The organism is Paenalcaligenes sp. GW821-LYS-B07-1, assembly GCF_058803365.1.
Map to the genome: position 1 here is coordinate 3,013,204 of NZ_CM179516.1, position 17,133 is coordinate 3,030,336.

The following is a 17,133-nucleotide window of genomic DNA, read 5'->3' on the forward strand; positions in this document are numbered from 1 at the left end:
CTACATTTTCTTAATGACGTCATCCACCTGACGAAGAACGCTGAACGCCATGAACGATATTCTCGCCAAAATCCTAGAAACTAAAAAAGCAGAAGTTGCCACGGCCCGCCAGTTGCGCAGTGAAGCTGAAGTCCTGCGCGAAGCTAAAAATCGCAAAGACCTACGTGGTTTTTCCCGTGCCCTGCATGACAAAAATGCGGACGGCAAATCAGCTGTAATTGCAGAAATCAAAAAAGCCTCGCCTTCTAAAGGCGTCATTCGTGAAGATTTTCAACCGGCCGAGATCGCTAGCTCCTACGCCGCTCATGGCGCAGCTTGCCTATCCGTACTGACAGATGTTCAGTATTTCCAAGGCGGTTACGACTACCTGCGCCAAGCACGCGCTGCCTGTGCATTACCCGTACTACGTAAAGATTTTATTGTGGACGCCTATCAGGTGATTCACTCTCGTGCCATTGGCGCTGACTGCATCTTGTTGATCGTCGCCGCCTTGTCGCCTAGCCAGCTGAAAGAATACGAAGCTTTGGCGATGGAGTTGGGCATGGACGTACTCGTAGAAGTACATGGCCGTGACGAACTGGATATCGCCCTAGACCTGAAAACAGACCTGCTAGGCATCAACAACCGCGACTTGCGCAGCTTCGATGTATCGCTAGACAACACGCTGTCCCTGTTGAAAGACATCCCTAGCAACAAACTGGTGATTACCGAAAGCGGCATTCTGACTCGTGACGACGTTGCGATCATGCGCGACCACGACGTAAACGCCTTCTTAGTAGGCGAAGCCTTTATGCGCCAGCCAGACCCCGGTGTAGCACTAGAAGAATTGTTTTTCGCCGCCTAAGACATCATTTATGCAGCCATCCAATACCTTACAGCAAAGCCTACTGGCACAACTTCCCCACCTGCACGCCGATTGGCAAGGGGTGATGGCAGAACCCGCCATTCGACAAAAACTGCAAGCATTGGATGACTGGCTCATGCCTCAAGTTGCGGCAGGCACCACCATCTACCCCAAACACCCGTTCAAGGCGCTAGAACTTAGCGCCCCTGAACAGGTAAAAGTCATTATTCTGGGACAAGACCCCTACCACGGCCCAGAACAAGCACAAGGCTTATCTTTCTCGGTTCCTGACCACGTACGTACGCCCCCAAGCCTGCGTAACATGTTCAAAGAACTCCACGCCGAATACCCTGACGTTGCTACTACTCCCACCAACGATCTAAGTCATTGGGCATGGCAAGGCGTGCTACTGTTGAACACCTCATTAACCGTAGAAGACGGCAAAGCTGCCTCTCACGCCAAACAAGGCTGGGAAGATATCACCGATGCATTGCTGCTGCACTTACTGAACTTTGAGACCCCAAAAGTCTTCTTGCTGTGGGGCAACCACGCCCAAGCCAAAGTACCGCTGATTAAGCGTCATGCCCATAAAGGGCCTATAGAGATACTCTGCTCTAACCATCCTTCCCCATTGTCAGCCTTACGTCCACCCGTACCATTTATGGGGAATGGGCATTTCCGTAAGACCAATGAATGGTTGGTTAGCCAAAATCACGAGCCTATTAACTGGCTGTCCTAAGGTGGTTTATCGGGGCATGAGTGTCAGGGTTCAGTGCTGAGGCACTGCTTTCATCGCACGCGCTAGGGACTGCAGGAATACTTTTTGTGATTTGAGACACCAAATCAAAAAAGTTTCCTCTCCGTCCCCTGAGTCTTCTAGCAATTGCTAGGTTTACTGCCCGTTCTTATGTGGCGCTTTTTCTCTGCCTCTCATACCTAAGGATGAGCCATGCGTACGCACAAACTATGGATCTAGAGTCACTTGTTGTGGCGTATAGGGATTCAATCTTGCAGCAACCACCGTACAAAAACCGTGGCAAGCGATGAAGGGAAAACGGAGGAAAGTATTTTTTTATTTGGTGTACAAATTAAAAAATACTTTTCGCAGTGCTAGCTAATGCAGGCAGTCTTAAATCAGCGTAATGCTGCATCCATCGCACACGCCGGGAACTGCAGGAATACTTTTTGTGATTTGAGACACCAAATCAAAAAAGCTTCCTCTCCGTCCCCTGAGTCTTCTAGCAATTGCTAGGTTTATACCCTTTCTGGTGTAGCTCATATCTAAAAAATATGCTGGTAAACCACGCCTAAACGTCGTGCATTTACCAGCAATAGCTACCCAGCAGCGTTAACCAGCCTACTTACTAATTCGTGAATTTGGCAATTTGCGCCGCATCCAAACCTAACACATCACGCAATACCTCTTCGGTATGCTCACCTAGCATAGGTGGCGCATTACGGTATTCCACGGGTGTATCGGACAAACGGATAGGACTGCCCACCAAAGTTGCTTGACCCGCTGTAGGGTGAGGCATGCTGATCTTCATGCCACGTGCCAACACCTGAGGGTTGTTATGCACTTGATCCAAGGTGTTAATTGGGCCCGCTGGTACACCTGCTGCTTCCAGTTGTTCTAGCCACGTTGCACAAGAACGCGTCAGCATGATTTCCGCCAATACGGGAATCAATGCTTCACGGTTCATTACACGCTGTGGATTAGTCAGGAAGCGTGGATCTTCGGCCAGTTCGGTACATTCGGCCACACGGCAGAAGTTACGGAATTGGCTGTCGTTACCTACAGCCACAATAATGTGACCATCGCTGGTCGCAAATACTTGGTAGGGCACCAAGTTAGGGTGTGCGTTACCGGCACGCTGTGGTGCTTTGCCAGATGTTAGGTAGTTCATGTTTTGGTTGGCCATCATGGCGACTTGGCAATCCAACAATGCCATGTCCACATGCTGCCCCAAACCAGAACGATCGCGTTCACGTAACGCAGCCAAAATCCCTACCGTGGCATACATACCGGTCATCAAATCGGCTACTGCGACACCCGCTTTTTGTGGGCCACCACCAGGCAGATCGTCTTTTTCTCCTGTCACGCTCATCAAACCACCCATGGCTTGAATCATGAAGTCGTAACCAGGACGTGGCGCATACGGGCCGGTTTGGCCAAAGCCTGTTACCGAGCAATAAATCAAACGTGGGTTGATGGCTTTCAGCGAGGCGTAATCCAGACCGTATTTAGCCAAGCCACCTACTTTGAAGTTTTCTACCACGATATCGGAACGCAGTGCCAAATCACGTATTAGCTCAGCACCTTCAGGTGTGGCCATGTCGACAGTGACCGATTTTTTGTTGCGGTTAGCGGCCATGTAATACGCCGCTTCGCTGGTATTGTTACCAGCTTCATCACGCAGGTACGGAGGCCCCCAACCGCGAGTATCGTCACCCGAACCTGGGCGTTCAATTTTGATAACTTCGGCACCCAAATCAGCCAAGTTCTGGGTACACCACGGCCCGGCCAAAACACGAGTCAAATCCAATACACGGATCCCAGCTAACGGAGCTAAGCGAGTAGACATAAGGGGTAAACCACCTACCAAAAATAAGGGGAAGTAGAGGCATACGTTAGCATCAATGCTCGCCACACTTCTTTATTTTTTGACACATCATTGTGCAAATAGCGCTCAGGATTCTCGCTACATCCCCCTGTAAGCACACGAAAAACAACACCTTTTAGAGACACATAGGGTAAACCCTTGCATGAATACTAGGGTAAACCCTATAATTGATTCATCTGTTCTGAAATGAAGAAGAGACGTACATGATTCCTGCAATGTCTTACCTATACAGCCAGCGCTGGAATGATGTACAGCCTGGATACGCAGCAAAACTGCACAACATTTCTACACCCATCCACTACGTAGAGAGATCCACCATGAAAAAACTATTGATTGCACTGAAACGTATTATCAAAGACGCACGCGTTCAAGCCGCTCAAGACACCATCTTGTAAAAACTGAGGCTGCATAGCCTACCGAATTCTGTACCCTTGATTGAGGACTATTTGCCATGAAAACTGCACTGCATACATTGAAACGTTGTTCCTACGGCGCTATTCATATGCTGTGGACGTTGGCAGATACGATTCATGAAGCACGTATGCGTGACCCACGCTACCGCTCTCATTGGTACTAATGCTTTACGATACCTGCGGTTATCGGCAGTAATGTAGTTACCGCAAATTGCATCACTTCGCTTAGATCCCAAATCGATCTCCCTTCGATTTGGGATTTTTTTATGCCCCGCTGACGGGGGCTGCGTTACGCATTGCCAGGTTTGGTGAGTAAGTCTTTGAGGCGACCCAACCGTTCTTTGGGGCTCAGGGCTTTGTCCTCTGGGCTTTCTTCAGGCACCGCTTCTAAGCCCATTTCCTCGATAAAACGGGATTTCTCGCGCACCACATATTCACGTGCTCTGCGACGACGCTTACACCAACTCAAACGTAAACTACGCTGAGCACGCGTAATACCTACGTACATCAGCCTACGCTCTTCTTGTACGCGGTTAGCCAGCACCTCGTGTTCGTCACCGACGATATCTTCGTCTTCGCGCCCTAAGTGAGGTAACAAGCCTTCCTCTACCCCTATTAGCAGCACATGCGGGTATTCCAAACCTTTAGACGCATGCAAGGTAGACAGTCGTACTGCATCAGGCTCTTCGTCGTCTTCGCCACGTTCTAGCATGGTGATTAATGCCACGTGCTGTACCAACTCGCGCAGCCCCATGCCATCTTCGTCAGCTTTGCGTTTAAGCCAACCTATAAGTTCCAAGACGTTAGTCCATCGCAATTGAGCGGGACGTTCATCAAACATATCGTACAGATAACGTTCGTAGTCGATGGCATGCAGCAATTCATCTAACAACTCACCAGCATCAGCCCCCTCTTGCTCTGACCTATCTCGTATACGTTGAATAAAGTCGGCAAAGGTGCGCAAAGGCTGTAATTGGCGCTCAGCCAAACGATCAGTAAGCCCTATTTCAAAAACAGCTTCATATAAGGACTGCCCACTACTTGCGGCGTACTCGCCCAAACTCTGCAAGGTAGTCTGACCTATACCGCGCCTAGGGGTAGTGGCCGCACGTATAAAAGCGGGATCATCTTGGTCATTCGCCATAATACGTAGGTACGCCAAAATATCGCGAATTTCAGCTTTATCGAAAAAGCTTTGCCCACCCGCAATTACATAGGGAATACGCATGTCACGCAGCGTTTGTTCCAAGATTCTGGCTTGGTGATTACTGCGGTACAAAATGGCAAAGTCTTTCCACTGCGCTTTACGATCAAAACGATCGGCTGAAATCGTGACTCCCGCCCATTGGGCTTCGGCCAACTCGTTCTCGGACGCTTTGATAGAAATGCTCTCGCCTATGCCCAAGTCTGACCACAGCTTTTTACCGAACACCACAGGATTATGACCAATCACATTATTGGCGGCAGTCAAAATGCGCTGCACGGATCGGTAGTTTTGCTCTAGTTTGATCAACCGTAGATCTGGAAAGTCTATACCCAGGCGTTCTAAGTTTTCTACGGTAGCGCCGCGCCATGCATAAATAGCTTGGTCATCATCCCCCACTGCCGTCAGCATGCCTCTAGACCCAATCAGGCTCAGCAAGAACTGATACTGACACTGGTTAGTATCTTGGTATTCATCTACCAGCAAATAATGCACTCTGGCCTGCCAACGCTGGCGTACTTCTTCGTGTTCTAGCAAGATTTGTGCGGGTAGGCGCACTAGATCGTCGAAGTCCACAGCTTGGTACGCTGCCAACGTGGCACAGTAATCTCGGTACACGCGGGCGGCTTCTACCTGACTAGGCGTACTGGCACTACGCTCGGCGGCATCTGGCCCCAAGAGTGCATTTTTCCACAAGGAAATTTCTTGTTGTACAGCGCGTAAACGGCCTTTATCGGTGGTCGCTAATAACTCTTGAATAACGCCTAGAGAATCGTTGGAATCCATAATGGAGAAGCTGGTTTTCAGCCCTACACATTTGGATTCTTCACGTAAAAACTTCAGCCCTAACGAGTGAAAGGTACTCACTGTAATACCGCGCATCAGGCGCTTATCTACAATCTGCTCCAAGCGTTCGCGCATTTCTCGCGCTGCTTTATTGGTAAAGGTGAGCGCCACCACATTACGCCCACTGTAGCCACAGTCACGTAATAAATACGCCATTTTTTGGGTAATTACACGTGTTTTACCACTGCCTGCACCGGCCAATACCAATGCAGGGCCATCCAAATACAGCACGGCCTCTCGCTGTTCAGCATTTAAATCCGTGGGTACTTGATTGCTCACGGTCATAGGGTTCTATCCTTAAATCTCCAAGGGGTCTACTTCTAGTACCCAACGTACCCGATATTCTTTGGCCAACGGCGCCAACACATGGCGCCAATGGCGTAAAAACTGCTGCAAAGCTGGACGATGCTGGCTTTCCGCCAACAACTGCGCCCGCTCGCTATTGGCAACCCGCACAATACGCAACGGCACTGGATCATACAACTGCACGTGCTGTATGCCTGTTAAGGTTTGCGCTTGCTCTTTGGCTACCGTCAAAAAACTTAATACACGCGCCAATTCTGGTGCATCTGCGGTCAACAAGGCTTGGTACGAATACGGCGGCAACCCTACCGTTTTACGCTCTTCTAATGTGACGCGCGCAAAACCCACGTAATCTTGCCTCAACAATGACTGATACACCACTTGTTCTGGATAACCCGTTTGTATCAGCACACGCGCACCTGCCGTATGTCGGCCCGCCCTACCCGCTACCTGCATCAGTTGAGCAAAGAGACGCTCTGGTGCTCGGAAATCTTGTGCAAACAATTGCGAGTCGGCATTTAGCACCACCACCAAACCCAAATTGGCAAAGTCGTGTCCCTTAGACACCATTTGCGTGCCTACCAAGATATCTACATTACCGGCGTGAACTTCAGAAAACAGCTTTTCAGCACTACCTTTTAATCTGGTGCTGTCGGCATCAATGCGCATGACCCGTGCACCGGTGAAATGCTCAGCCAAGAACTCTTCCACACGCTGTGTGCCACGCCCCATCGCTTTAAGGTCTTGGTCACGACAATCTGGACAAAAACGTGGCACAGCAGCTTGATAACCACAATGGTGGCACTGCAAATAGGTTCTGCCACCCTTACTACGGTGCAGCACAGTATAGGCGCTACAGCGCTTGCACTGACTTAACCAACCGCATGAGCTGCAACTTAACACCGGCGCATAACCACGCCTATTCAGAAACACTAATACTTGCTGCTTATTATCTAAGCAACTTTGCATGGCATCCAAAAACTGCGGAGAAAAACCTTCTTCAAGCTGAGCCCGACGCGTATCTACCAACCGTATTTCCGGCAACGACTGAGTACGCGCACGCTGTGTTAACGAGCACAGCTGATAGCGGCCTTCTTTGGCATGTGCCCAGCTTTCCATGGACGGCGTAGCAGATCCTAATACCACCGGTACTTGTGCCGCATGACCGCGCCACACAGCGAGATCGCGTGCTGAGTACCGTAGCCCTTCTTGTTGCTTGTACGAGGTGTCGTGCTCTTCGTCTACGATGATCAGCCCTAGTTCTTCTAACGGCGCAAAGATAGACAAGCGTGTACCCAACAAAACACGGGCTTCACCTTGCTCCAACGACATCCACGAGCGTAAACGTTCGCCCTCAGACAAACCGCTATGCAACACCGCTACGTCATAGGCTTGGCCATCTTTTTGCAGCCTACGCCGCAAGGCTTGCTCGAACTGTGGTGTCAGATTGATCTCTGGCACCATAAATAAAACTTGCTTGCCCTGCCCTAATACCTTCAGAGCAGCCGCTAAATACACCTCGGTTTTGCCGCTACCGGTAATACCGTGCAGCAATACAGTTTGGTGCCCTGCAATAGATTGAATGTGCTGCACAGCCTGTTGCTGTTCAGCATTCAACACAATAGTTTCTTGCTCGTCTGGCTGCGCTTTAGCGGCAGCTTTGCGACGTTTGCGTAAGCGTGCTACTGGCCCCCCCGCAGCGCGCTTACCAGTATAGGCCGCTGGTTTACGTAAACTCAGTGGTAACACAGGTAGCAATACCTCGCCTACTGGTCGCTGGTAATAGCTGGCAGCAAAATGTGCCATCTGCAAACTGGCGGCGCTTAACGGCGCGGTATCGTCCAGCAACATATCAATAGCTTTGACTTGCTTGGCCTCAAACACCGGCTGCTCAGGTGTTTCGACGACCACACCCACCATCTGGCGTCGCCCAAAGTGCACCAACACTCTGCTGCCCACAGCCACTACCGTGTCATGGTAATAATCAAACAAATCATCCAGCGGCACATCCAAGGCTACCCGTAACCAATATTTGGCTACCGATTCAACACTCAAGGTAGGCTCTGCTGGTGCAGGAGTTGGATTATGCATAATGGCTCGCACTGGTAAATAAGACATCTAGCATGTACTTAGCACCAGCCTGTGGATAACTTTGGGGAAAAAACACCGGAAACTGTGGGGATTGATGTGGACAACCTACTGTGAAAATAAACAGTCCCTGTTGAAAAATAAGTATATTTGTTTAAATTCAATAACTTATAAAACAAACCAAAGACTTATCATGAATAAAGACTTCTAAGTCGGTTATTTTGTAAAACTGTGCACAACCACAGTATGTCAATCGTGAAAAAGGGCCCAAAGGCCCTTATTTACTTACTTGTGCATGGCTGCACTGTAACTATGTACCTCGTCTACCAACACTTTAACCATATCAGGATCTGTAAAGCGAGAGATCCCATGGCCAAAGTTAAAGACGTGACCACCTTTACCTACCATGCCATAGTCATCAATGACTCGGCGTACTTCACGGCGAATAGCTTCTTCGCCACCGAACATGGTCATTGGATCCAAGTTACCTTGAAACGCTACTTTGTCTTGAATACGCTGACGTGCTTGAGACAGATTTACTGTCCAATCTAAGCCCATGGCATCACAGCCGCAATCAGCAATGGTTTCCAACCACTGGCCACCACCTTTGGTGAACACAATCACAGGTACTTTTCTACCATCGTGTTCGCGAATCAGGCCATCTACCACCATTTTGGTGTAGTGCAGCGAGAACTCTTGGAACAGGCCATCTGCCAACACACCACCCCAACTATCAAAAATCATTGCGGCTTGTGCGCCAGAACGAATTTGCTGGTTCAGGTATTCAATGGTGGTTTCTGCATTGATTTTCAAAATACGGTGCAAGAGATCAGGGCGTGCGTACAGCATGCTTTTGATCATGCGGTAATCTGACGAACCTTGGCCTTCCACCATGTAACAGCCAATAGTCCATGGGCTGCCCGCAAAACCAATCAGTGGTACACGACCATCTAATTCTTGGCGGATTAGCTCAACCGCATCAAACACGTACTGCAGTTTTGCCATATCAGGCACATGCAGTTTATCTACATCGGCTTCAGTACGAATAGGCGATGCAAAACGTGGGCCTTCGCCTTCGTAGAAACCCAAACCCAAACCCATTGCATCGGGTACGGTCAGAATATCGGAAAACAGAATTGCCGCATCCAGATCAAAACGGCGCAATGGCTGCAATGTGACCTCACACGCATACTCCCGATTTTGAGCTAGCCCCATAAAAGAACCGGCCTCAGCACGAGTTGCCCGGTATTCTGGCAAATAACGACCTGCCTGGCGCATTAACCAAACAGGGGTATATGGCACAGGCTCACGTAACAATGAACGCAACAGAATATCGTTTTTAAGTTGTGGTAAAGACACAGCAATCCCTATAAGAAAAATGCCCGACAATTTTAGCTGTCGGTGTGTACTGGGGGCCCTGATGGGCTTCTAAAGCCTTCCGCCTTGATATCATGCTTGCGCATCAGTGCCCAAAATGCACGTCGGTGCTTCTGCACTGAACGCGCCGCCATGGCTATATTGCCGGCACTACGCCCTAATGCTGCTCGTATATACGCTTGTTCAAACCGCGAAACCACAATATTTTTGGCATCCTGAAAGGATTCTCGCGATGTTGCGTACCGTGTAGCAACTGCTGCGGCATAGGCTTCAAGGGTGGCCCCGCTCTGCTGCAATATGGTAGCGCATAAATGGTCTTCTTCGACACTGTGCCCTGCGCCTACCTTATTGAGATCCACCGCATAATAAGCGGTGGTTGCCTTATCTTGCAAAGCATGGGCCGCCTGCCGCACCCGTTTCAACATGTGAATACGCGTGCGTAACTCTTCCAAGCACATGGGCGCCCGTAGAAAATCTGCCACACCTAATTTCAACAGATCATTCATGGCTGCTGCCTTCAGGTTTTCCACCAAACAAAACAGTGGCGTCTGAAAGCTTTGTTGGGCAAAAAACAGGTTTTGACGTACCAAGGCTAAGTTCTGCTGACAGACGGACAGCAAACACGCATCAAAGCGCCGGGCGGGCATAGCTAGGGCTCGCAATAGTTGGGTAGCTTCAGCCTCTTGTGCCAACAACGAGTCTTCACGTTGCAGCATCTGCACTCGCAACTTACCTTGCGCATACTCGCCAACCACGGCGCTCGCCCATGCGTGCTGGCCGTCTAACATTAATACTGCACAGTCTATGGGATCCCTCATCGTTTACCTCCGTGAATGACTGCACTTCAAACATGGAGGTACTGTAGTTAAAGCATAAAGCACTCACAATTCGGTGTTTTAACAACTCAGCAACTACTAAGTGCTAAAGCCTGCCTACTTTGCTAGTTGCGTGCGCACCCACGTAGCTCTGCTGGCATAGCTTCACCATCATCCCACGAAGCGGGGTCTTCCAAAGGCTCTAAATGGCTATCTATTTGGATGGGGTTCACCACTTCGGCAATGCGCTGCTCTATTTCTTCCAGCAAATCGTGCCCTGCTTGTACAGACCACTTCCCTGGTACCAAGATATGCACCGACATAAAACGCTGTGCGCCGGAGCGTCGGGTGCGCAACGCATGATACAAAACACCCTGTGTTTGGTAGCTGTCTAAGACAGCTGTGATTTTGGCAATTTCGTCATCAGCGAGGGCAGCATCCATCAACCCATTGATAGAGCGTTTTACCAATCCCCAACCGGTACGAATAATATGCAGCCCCACGATAATGGCGACTACTGAGTCCACCCATAGCCAGCCGGTCAGCATCACTATCCCTACCCCTACCAACACGCCAGCCGTCGTCCACACATCACTAAGAATGTGCTGTGCATCGGCCTCAAGCGTAATGGAGTCATGACGACGCGCTGCCGACAACAATATGCGGGCCAACACAAAGTTCACAATAGAGGCTAACACCGCCAAGCCCATACCTAAGCCGGGCTGCTCTAGGGCCGTGGGGTTCAACAAATGATCAACGGCGGTCACGATGATCATCAACGCTGCCACAAGGATAAGCATACCTTCAGCACCGCTGGAAAAATACTCGACCTTTTCGTGCCCGTACGGGTGTTTTTCATCAGCGGGCTTTGCGGCAATAATCAACACAATCATGGCCAAAATAGCCGCCACCAAATTCACGACAGACTCCAACGCATCAGATAACAAACCCACTGAGCCTGTTAATAAATACGCGCCTGATTTCAGTGCAATGGTAATGATGGCCCCCACCATGGAGAGCACCGCAAAACGCACCAATGACGGCCTGGCTTGCTGCTGTTCAGCCTGTTGCATATCTGCTCCTGCTCTACCCTGAAGGCTCAAAATTGCGATTATACGCCAGCGCATTTTCCCTAAAGAGGATGCGAATCAGACGCGAAAACTCTACACTGTCTTACTACTTGTTCACCGCTGTACAACTGCCATGCCTACCCTTTTCTTACTTGAACGCGCGCCCACTCCATTGGGCGAAATGTTGGTCGTTACCGACGAACAGGGAAAGCTACGCGCCCTAGACTGGGAAGACTATGCACAACGCCTGCACACCCTGATGCAGCGGCAATATAAGGGGCAGACGTATACCGTAAAAAATACCGATCAGCGCTCTACCGCAACTCAAGCCGTGCTGCGTTATTTTGACGGTGATATGTATGCCATAGAACAGTTGGCTACCAGCACAGGCGGCACCGACTTTCAACGCCAAGTGTGGCAAACCCTGTTGACTATTCCGTGTGGGCAAACCATTAGCTACGGAGAGTTAGCAGAGCGCATTCACAACCCTAAAGCGGTACGTGCGGTAGGATTAGCCAATGGTGCTAACCCCATCAGTATCGTGATCCCCTGCCACCGCGTAATCGGCAGTAACCAACGTTTAACCGGCTATGGTGGTGGCCTGCCTCGTAAACTCTGGCTGCTGCAACACGAACGCGCCCATACACAGCAAGAAACGGAGTGTGGCCAATTGCCTTTGGCTTTACGATAAAGGCTCATAGGACCTTTTATGAAGCTCTGCCATGCGTACTACACCACACCACACCGCACTTATTGCTGAAGCTTGTCGCCAACTGCAATCACTAGACCCTGCGCCCAACTTGGCAGAGCTGGCAGCGGCAGCAGGGCTTAGCCCGTACCACTTTCATCGCGTTTTCAAAGCAGAAACCGGTTTAACCCCCAAAGCTTATGCCGCCGCCTGCCGAGCACAGCGACTACGCACTGCCCTGCAAGACCCTAAGCACACAGTTACCGATGCCATTTATGAGGCAGGGTTTAACTCCAACAGCCGCTTTTATGAACAGTCGCAACAGCTACTAGGCATGCCTGCCAAAAACTACAAAACAGGTGGGGCTGGATCTGATATTCGCTTTGCCTTAGGACAATGTTCCCTAGGGGCGATTGCCGTGGCACAAAGCCAGCATGGTGTGTGCGCCATCTTGCTAGATGATGACCCTCAAGCGGTACTACAACAACTGCAAGACTTGTTTCCTAATGCACAGCTCATTGGCGATGACCCAGAGTTCGACACGCTGGTTGCTCACGTTGTGGGGGCAATAGAGCAACCCAACATAGGCATACATCTGCCGCTAGATATACAAGGCACTGCATTCCAAGAACGTGTGTGGCAAGCATTACGAGACATTCCACCCGGTAGCACTGTCAGCTATAGCGAACTTGCCCACCGCATTGGTGCGCCCAAAGCTGTACGTGCTGTCGCCAATGCCTGCGGGGCGAATAAGTTGGCCTTTGCTATTCCCTGCCATCGCGTCGTACGTAGCAGTGGTGAGTTAGGTGGTTACCGCTGGGGCTTGGCTCGCAAACAGCAACTGCTACAACGCGAGCAGTCAGCCTAAACACAGCCCTATTCACCTATAAAAAAACACCCCAAACGGTGGGCACGGACCCAACCTTGGGGTGTTACACACATAGAGCGATGATGAGGAACCTCGCCCTGTATTCACCACGGAATGCACTTAGAAGTGATGTGTTAGACCTACGGCAACACGGTTTGAGTGTGGCTCAGCCGCCGTCATTACATTCTCAGGATCATAGTGTTTGCCATGCGCCGCAAAGGCATACACACTGGTGCGTGGAGACAGTGGGTACACATAACCCAGCGACATCACTTGCATCTTACGTGCTTTGTTGCCTGTGTCTTCCCATGTCCAGTTAGGCTTACCAAATGCCCATTGCATTTGCACTTCACCACCACCTAGCTCTACTGCTGCACCCAGATACCAGGTATCTAATCTGCCGCCTTTCACAAATTCCTCTGGGCCTAAACCGTCCAAGCCAATGCTTTCTAAGCTAGCTGGTGCATCTTCACCATTACGCCCTACAAAACCGTTTTGCTGACGACTCCAGGCAGTGGCCAAACGCACACTGCCAAAGTCATAGCTCAATGCCACCTGCAATGCTTGCGGGGCACGCGCTTTATCACCGTCTACGCTCACGCGTTGTAGACGTTCGTAGCTGGTAGCAACCTGCCATGGACCATTTTCATAACGGCCAGCAACGCTATAGACTTGTTTACGGTTTTTTTCCCAATCACGCTCGCCTACATCACGGCTATGCGTTACCCCAAGCTGGAAACCAGACCACTCAGGGCTAATCCACGTTGCCGCGCTAGAAACCTGATAGTTATCGGATGCGCGCATCAAGGCGCCCATACCAAAATCTTTCCAGCCTGCTATTTCTAGCTCGGACACAAACTCTTGGCCCACGGTGTACTGACGACCAAAACGCAGCTCACCCCACTGCTCGTTACTCAAACCCAACCAAGATTGATAGTTGAACAACCGATCAGGCTCTGCTGCTGAACCAGTTAACAGGTTTAAGCCGCCTTCCAGCCTGAAATTAACGTAGGTGCCACCACCTAGGTCTTCTTGACCTCGCAGCCCCCACAGTGAATCGGTTTGGCCACCCTCTTCTAGACCAGTGCGATGACCTTGCCCAGAGATTCGTGTCCAGCTCATGCCAGTATCCAACGTACCGTACAAGGACAATTCAGTTTCAGCGTGGCTAGCCGCTGAATGCAGGGCAAGACCGCCCGCTACCAACATGGCCGCGCAACAACCAGCCATGCGCAGCAGACTGTGACGCCAGTTGGTTAACAATGAATGGTGTTCTTGTACGGTGCGCTGCTGTTGTGGCATTTGCATTAACAAGCTCAACAAGGTGTGTTCTCCAGTTGCTACCACTACAGCTTGTGCTGTACCGGCGATGACTTTGTCACCCATTGCACAACTATCTGGCCACGCTTGCAATACCATGCGCTCTAACACCAAGTTGTCTTGACTAATGATGCGCACATCGGCGGGTACCCAATCCCCTGCGCCCAACAACACCATATCGCCAGGCACCAACAAACTGGCAGAGACTTTACCTTGGTAGCTGCCTTCATGACCTGCTACGGGGTTCTGTCTACGCACCATACAGCTTTGTTGTGACATCAGTTTTGCATAGGCCGCTAAGTCTGGAGCACTACCTTTTTTTACCGTAATGCGGTTCAAGCCTTGCTTCATCAGTCTGTTCAATACTTCTGTGAAAGACAGTCCTTGATGTTGTGTGCCCAACTTCTTTAATACGGTCGTTAACGACAAGTGGGCGTATGTAGAAAGCTGGCAATCGACTCTACGCACAGTACGCAGTGGCGTCGCAGCAGAACCAGTAAAGAATGCGGGAGATTGGTATACATGTTGCATGGGTCTGTCCTGCAAGTGATGCGAAAATACAGGGTTATGTGATGACGTAGTCATCCGATAACACGAACTTCCAGTATTTTCGCACTGCCCCCCATGAGCAACCAGACTGCCTTGGCATAGTACTGGCATCTCTAAGCATCGCTTCGTTATACACAGGTATAGTGCTTGTGTATAACGTGTACCTAAAGCCCTAATATCATGGCGAATCACGCCATGACGGCTAGGTTTTAGCGATGATCATCACTATGAATTTGCAGGGCTTCCAAGAAACGTGACACCATGTTGTAGGTAGCAATAGTGGCGGTTAGCTCAACAATTTCACGCTTATCAAAATGCGACTTGATAGCAGCAAACACCGTGTCGTTCACTTGAACATCACGTGTCATGGCATCGGTATAAGCCAATACAGCACGGGTACGGTCGTCGAACAAGGTAGAGCTTTGCCAAGTTTGCAGCTCGTCTAACTGCGCTTGGCTTACCCCTTCTTTCAGAGCAATAGGCGCATGCTGGTCGGCCTCGTAAGGTGCGTTGTTCAGCACCGCTACCCGCATGATGATCAGCTCGCGCAGATCGCCCGGTAAACTGCTGTTCAAGCGAATACCAGTCAAATGATTCAGCCAACCTTTAGCAATGGGTGGGCTATTTAACAGCATTTGATACAAGTGCAGCACGCTACCGCGTTCTGCAATGATCTGCTCCACCAGCGGGCTTACCTCGGGGTCTTGTAAATCAGCGTAATCAATACGGGCCATCCAGAATTCCTCCGTTACTCAAGATTGGACTGGCAAAACCTGATGAATGGTTTGCGTCAACAGTTCAACAATACGACTGATGTCTTCAGCGGTGCAAATAAATGGGGGGGCCAACAAAATATGATCGCCTCGCACGCCATCAATAGTGCCACCACCGGGGTACATCAACAGCCCTAGCGACTGCGCTACAGACTTCATTTTGGCGTTTGTTTTTAGTGCAGGATCCAAAGGTTCTTTGCTTTGCTTGTCGGCAACCAGCTCAATACCCGTGAACAAACCACGACCACGAATATCGCCCACATTAGGATGTGAACCTAACGCGGCACGCAACTCACTACGCAACTGTTCGCCACGGGCACGCACGTTTTCCAGCAAATTATCGCGCTCGATGACTTTCTGCACCGCTAACGCTCCGGCACACGCAGTGGCATGGCTCATGTAGGTATGGCCATGTTGGAAATAACCAGAACCAGCCAAAATGGCTTGGTATATTTTTTCGCTCGCTAGCATCGCCCCTATAGGCTGATACCCAGCACCCAAGCCTTTAGCGATGGTCAAAATATCGGGAGCCACACCATCTTCTGCACATGCAAACAAATGGCCTGTACGCCCCATACCGCACATAACTTCATCAAAAATCAGCAACACACCGTGGCGGTCGCAGACTTCGCGGATTTTCTTCAGATAACCATTAACGGGTGGCAACACACCCGCCGTCGCCCCCACTACAGGCTCAGCAACGAAGGCCGCTACATTTTCAGGGCCTAGGTTTTTGATCATGCTATCTAGCTCATCAGCCAAGCGCTGTGCGTAAGCTTCTTCGCTTTCACCCGCCAATTGGTCGCGGTAGGCATAGCAGGGCGATACGTGATGCGACTCGGTGAGCAACGGCAAGAACGGCGCACGACGCCATGCGTTACCGCCAATCCCCAACGCACCCAGCGTGTTGCCGTGGTAGCTTTGTTTACGGGCAATGAAAATACGGCGTGAAGGCTGATTCGTATCTACAAAATATTGTCTGGCCAGTTTCAGTGCTGCTTCTACCGCTTCAGAACCACCCGACACAAAATACACATGATTCAAATCGCCTGGCGCACGCTCAACCAAAAAGTCTGCCAAATCTTCCACTGCATCGTTGGTAAAGAAGGCCGAGTGAGCATACGGCAACGCATCTAACTGTGTTTTGATCGCCGCCACCACATCGGGGTGGCTATGGCCCAAGCACGATACGGCTGCCCCGCCCGAGGCATCAATATAACGTTTACCTTCAGCATCAATAAGATGGATACCCTCACCGCGCACAGCACGTGGCAGCTGTGTTTTGGGGTTGCGATGAAACACATGAGTCATAGCGGCTACCTTTAAATTCCTAGTAGGAACAGCACGAACA

15 protein-coding genes are annotated in these 17,133 nt (G+C 50.4%); 6 read left to right on the forward strand and 9 right to left on the reverse strand.

The genetic code is table 11. The annotated features are described in order from the left end of the window. Positions 1 to 49: 49 nt before the first annotated feature. Together trpC and AC3QL0_RS14510 are read left to right on the forward strand one after the other, a co-directional pair. On the forward strand, positions 50 to 844 hold the full coding sequence (gene trpC, locus AC3QL0_RS14505) for an indole-3-glycerol phosphate synthase TrpC (protein WP_493009109.1): 795 nt from the start codon (positions 50 to 52) through the stop codon (positions 842 to 844). Between the two features lie 10 nt (positions 845 to 854). Continuing rightward, on the forward strand, positions 855 to 1,583 hold the full coding sequence (locus tag AC3QL0_RS14510; RefSeq protein ID WP_493009110.1) for a uracil-DNA glycosylase: 729 nt from the start codon (positions 855 to 857) through the stop codon (positions 1,581 to 1,583). Positions 1,584 to 2,208: 625 nt separating this feature from the next. Here the strand turns inward: AC3QL0_RS14510 and AC3QL0_RS14515 are convergent. Next, positions 2,209 to 3,429, reverse strand: a complete 1,221-nt coding sequence (locus tag AC3QL0_RS14515) for a CaiB/BaiF CoA transferase family protein (protein ID WP_493009111.1) — start codon at positions 3,427 to 3,429, stop codon at positions 2,209 to 2,211. A 242-nt stretch (positions 3,430 to 3,671) separates the two neighbouring features. Here AC3QL0_RS14515 and AC3QL0_RS14520 point away from each other — a divergent pair, with 242 nt between their 5' ends. Together AC3QL0_RS14520 and AC3QL0_RS14525 are read left to right on the forward strand one after the other, a co-directional pair. Then, a complete protein-coding gene (locus AC3QL0_RS14520; protein ID WP_493009112.1) occupies positions 3,672 to 3,863 on the forward strand; it encodes a hypothetical protein in 192 nt (63 codons plus the stop codon). 56 nt (positions 3,864 to 3,919) lie between these two features. Then, positions 3,920 to 4,045 carry a hypothetical protein gene (locus AC3QL0_RS14525; RefSeq protein WP_493009113.1) on the forward strand — a complete coding sequence of 42 codons (126 nt, stop codon included), beginning with the start codon at positions 3,920 to 3,922 and terminating at the stop codon, positions 4,043 to 4,045. Between the two features lie 125 nt (positions 4,046 to 4,170). Here AC3QL0_RS14525 and AC3QL0_RS14530 read toward each other — a convergent pair whose 3' ends face one another. The 5 genes from AC3QL0_RS14530 to AC3QL0_RS14550 form a co-directional block, all read right to left on the reverse strand. After that, the gene (locus AC3QL0_RS14530; RefSeq protein ID WP_493009114.1) at positions 4,171 to 6,216 is read right to left on the reverse strand and encodes a UvrD-helicase domain-containing protein; all 2,046 of its coding nucleotides are present in this window, start codon (positions 6,214 to 6,216) and stop codon (positions 4,171 to 4,173) included. 12 nt (positions 6,217 to 6,228) lie between these two features. After that, complete coding sequence (locus AC3QL0_RS14535) at positions 6,229 to 8,325, reverse strand: primosomal protein N' (RefSeq protein WP_493011005.1); 2,097 nt, start codon at positions 8,323 to 8,325, stop codon at positions 6,229 to 6,231. Positions 8,326 to 8,607: 282 nt separating this feature from the next. Continuing rightward, positions 8,608 to 9,681, reverse strand: a complete 1,074-nt coding sequence (gene hemE, locus AC3QL0_RS14540; protein ID WP_493009115.1) for a uroporphyrinogen decarboxylase — start codon at positions 9,679 to 9,681, stop codon at positions 8,608 to 8,610. 32 nt (positions 9,682 to 9,713) lie between these two features. After that, on the reverse strand, positions 9,714 to 10,517 hold the full coding sequence (locus AC3QL0_RS14545) for a hypothetical protein (protein WP_493009116.1): 804 nt from the start codon (positions 10,515 to 10,517) through the stop codon (positions 9,714 to 9,716). A gap of 122 nt (positions 10,518 to 10,639) precedes the next feature. Further along, positions 10,640 to 11,587 (reverse strand): cation diffusion facilitator family transporter, encoded by a 948-nt coding sequence (locus tag AC3QL0_RS14550; protein WP_493009117.1) that lies wholly within the window; start codon positions 11,585 to 11,587, stop codon positions 10,640 to 10,642. Between the two features lie 130 nt (positions 11,588 to 11,717). On the opposite strand from AC3QL0_RS14550, the gene ogt reads away from it, so the two are divergent. Together ogt and ada are read left to right on the forward strand one after the other, a co-directional pair. Next, the gene (gene ogt / locus AC3QL0_RS14555; RefSeq protein ID WP_493009118.1) at positions 11,718 to 12,275 is read left to right on the forward strand and encodes a methylated-DNA--[protein]-cysteine S-methyltransferase; all 558 of its coding nucleotides are present in this window, start codon (positions 11,718 to 11,720) and stop codon (positions 12,273 to 12,275) included. A gap of 31 nt (positions 12,276 to 12,306) precedes the next feature. Further along, entirely contained in the window at positions 12,307 to 13,140 is an 834-nt protein-coding gene (gene ada, locus AC3QL0_RS14560; RefSeq protein WP_493009119.1) for a bifunctional DNA-binding transcriptional regulator/O6-methylguanine-DNA methyltransferase Ada, read from the forward strand. A 120-nt stretch (positions 13,141 to 13,260) separates the two neighbouring features. On the opposite strand, the gene AC3QL0_RS14565 is transcribed toward ada, so the two are convergent. The 3 genes from AC3QL0_RS14565 to AC3QL0_RS14575 all read right to left on the reverse strand — a co-directional run bounded on the left by AC3QL0_RS14565 (position 13,261) and on the right by AC3QL0_RS14575 (position 17,093). Beyond that, on the reverse strand, positions 13,261 to 14,991 hold the full coding sequence (locus AC3QL0_RS14565; RefSeq protein ID WP_493009120.1) for a porin: 1,731 nt from the start codon (positions 14,989 to 14,991) through the stop codon (positions 13,261 to 13,263). 227 nt (positions 14,992 to 15,218) lie between these two features. Next, positions 15,219 to 15,743 carry a carboxymuconolactone decarboxylase family protein gene (locus AC3QL0_RS14570; protein WP_493009121.1) on the reverse strand — a complete coding sequence of 175 codons (525 nt, stop codon included), beginning with the start codon at positions 15,741 to 15,743 and terminating at the stop codon, positions 15,219 to 15,221. Positions 15,744 to 15,761: 18 nt separating this feature from the next. Then, positions 15,762 to 17,093 carry an aspartate aminotransferase family protein gene (locus tag AC3QL0_RS14575; protein ID WP_493009122.1) on the reverse strand — a complete coding sequence of 444 codons (1,332 nt, stop codon included), beginning with the start codon at positions 17,091 to 17,093 and terminating at the stop codon, positions 15,762 to 15,764. Positions 17,094 to 17,133: the final 40 nt, after the last annotated feature.

Coding starts and splice junctions, on each gene's coding strand:
- AC3QL0_RS14550 (WP_493009117.1), bottom strand. CDS start 11,587: ATGCAACAGGCTGAACAGCAGCAAGCCAGGCCGTCATTGGTGCGTTTT.
- AC3QL0_RS14520 (WP_493009112.1), top strand. CDS start 3,672: ATGATTCCTGCAATGTCTTACCTATACAGCCAGCGCTGGAATGATGTA.
- AC3QL0_RS14515 (WP_493009111.1), bottom strand. CDS start 3,429: ATGTCTACTCGCTTAGCTCCGTTAGCTGGGATCCGTGTATTGGATTTG.
- AC3QL0_RS14565 (WP_493009120.1), bottom strand. CDS start 14,991: ATGCAACATGTATACCAATCTCCCGCATTCTTTACTGGTTCTGCTGCG.
- AC3QL0_RS14535 (WP_493011005.1), bottom strand. CDS start 8,325: ATGCATAATCCAACTCCTGCACCAGCAGAGCCTACCTTGAGTGTTGAA.
- AC3QL0_RS14570 (WP_493009121.1), bottom strand. CDS start 15,743: ATGGCCCGTATTGATTACGCTGATTTACAAGACCCCGAGGTAAGCCCG.
- AC3QL0_RS14510 (WP_493009110.1), top strand. CDS start 855: ATGCAGCCATCCAATACCTTACAGCAAAGCCTACTGGCACAACTTCCC.
- ada (WP_493009119.1), top strand. CDS start 12,307: ATGCGTACTACACCACACCACACCGCACTTATTGCTGAAGCTTGTCGC.
- AC3QL0_RS14575 (WP_493009122.1), bottom strand. CDS start 17,093: ATGACTCATGTGTTTCATCGCAACCCCAAAACACAGCTGCCACGTGCT.
- trpC (WP_493009109.1), top strand. CDS start 50: ATGAACGATATTCTCGCCAAAATCCTAGAAACTAAAAAAGCAGAAGTT.
- AC3QL0_RS14525 (WP_493009113.1), top strand. CDS start 3,920: ATGAAAACTGCACTGCATACATTGAAACGTTGTTCCTACGGCGCTATT.
- ogt (WP_493009118.1), top strand. CDS start 11,718: ATGCCTACCCTTTTCTTACTTGAACGCGCGCCCACTCCATTGGGCGAA.
- AC3QL0_RS14545 (WP_493009116.1), bottom strand. CDS start 10,517: ATGAGGGATCCCATAGACTGTGCAGTATTAATGTTAGACGGCCAGCAC.
- AC3QL0_RS14530 (WP_493009114.1), bottom strand. CDS start 6,216: ATGACCGTGAGCAATCAAGTACCCACGGATTTAAATGCTGAACAGCGA.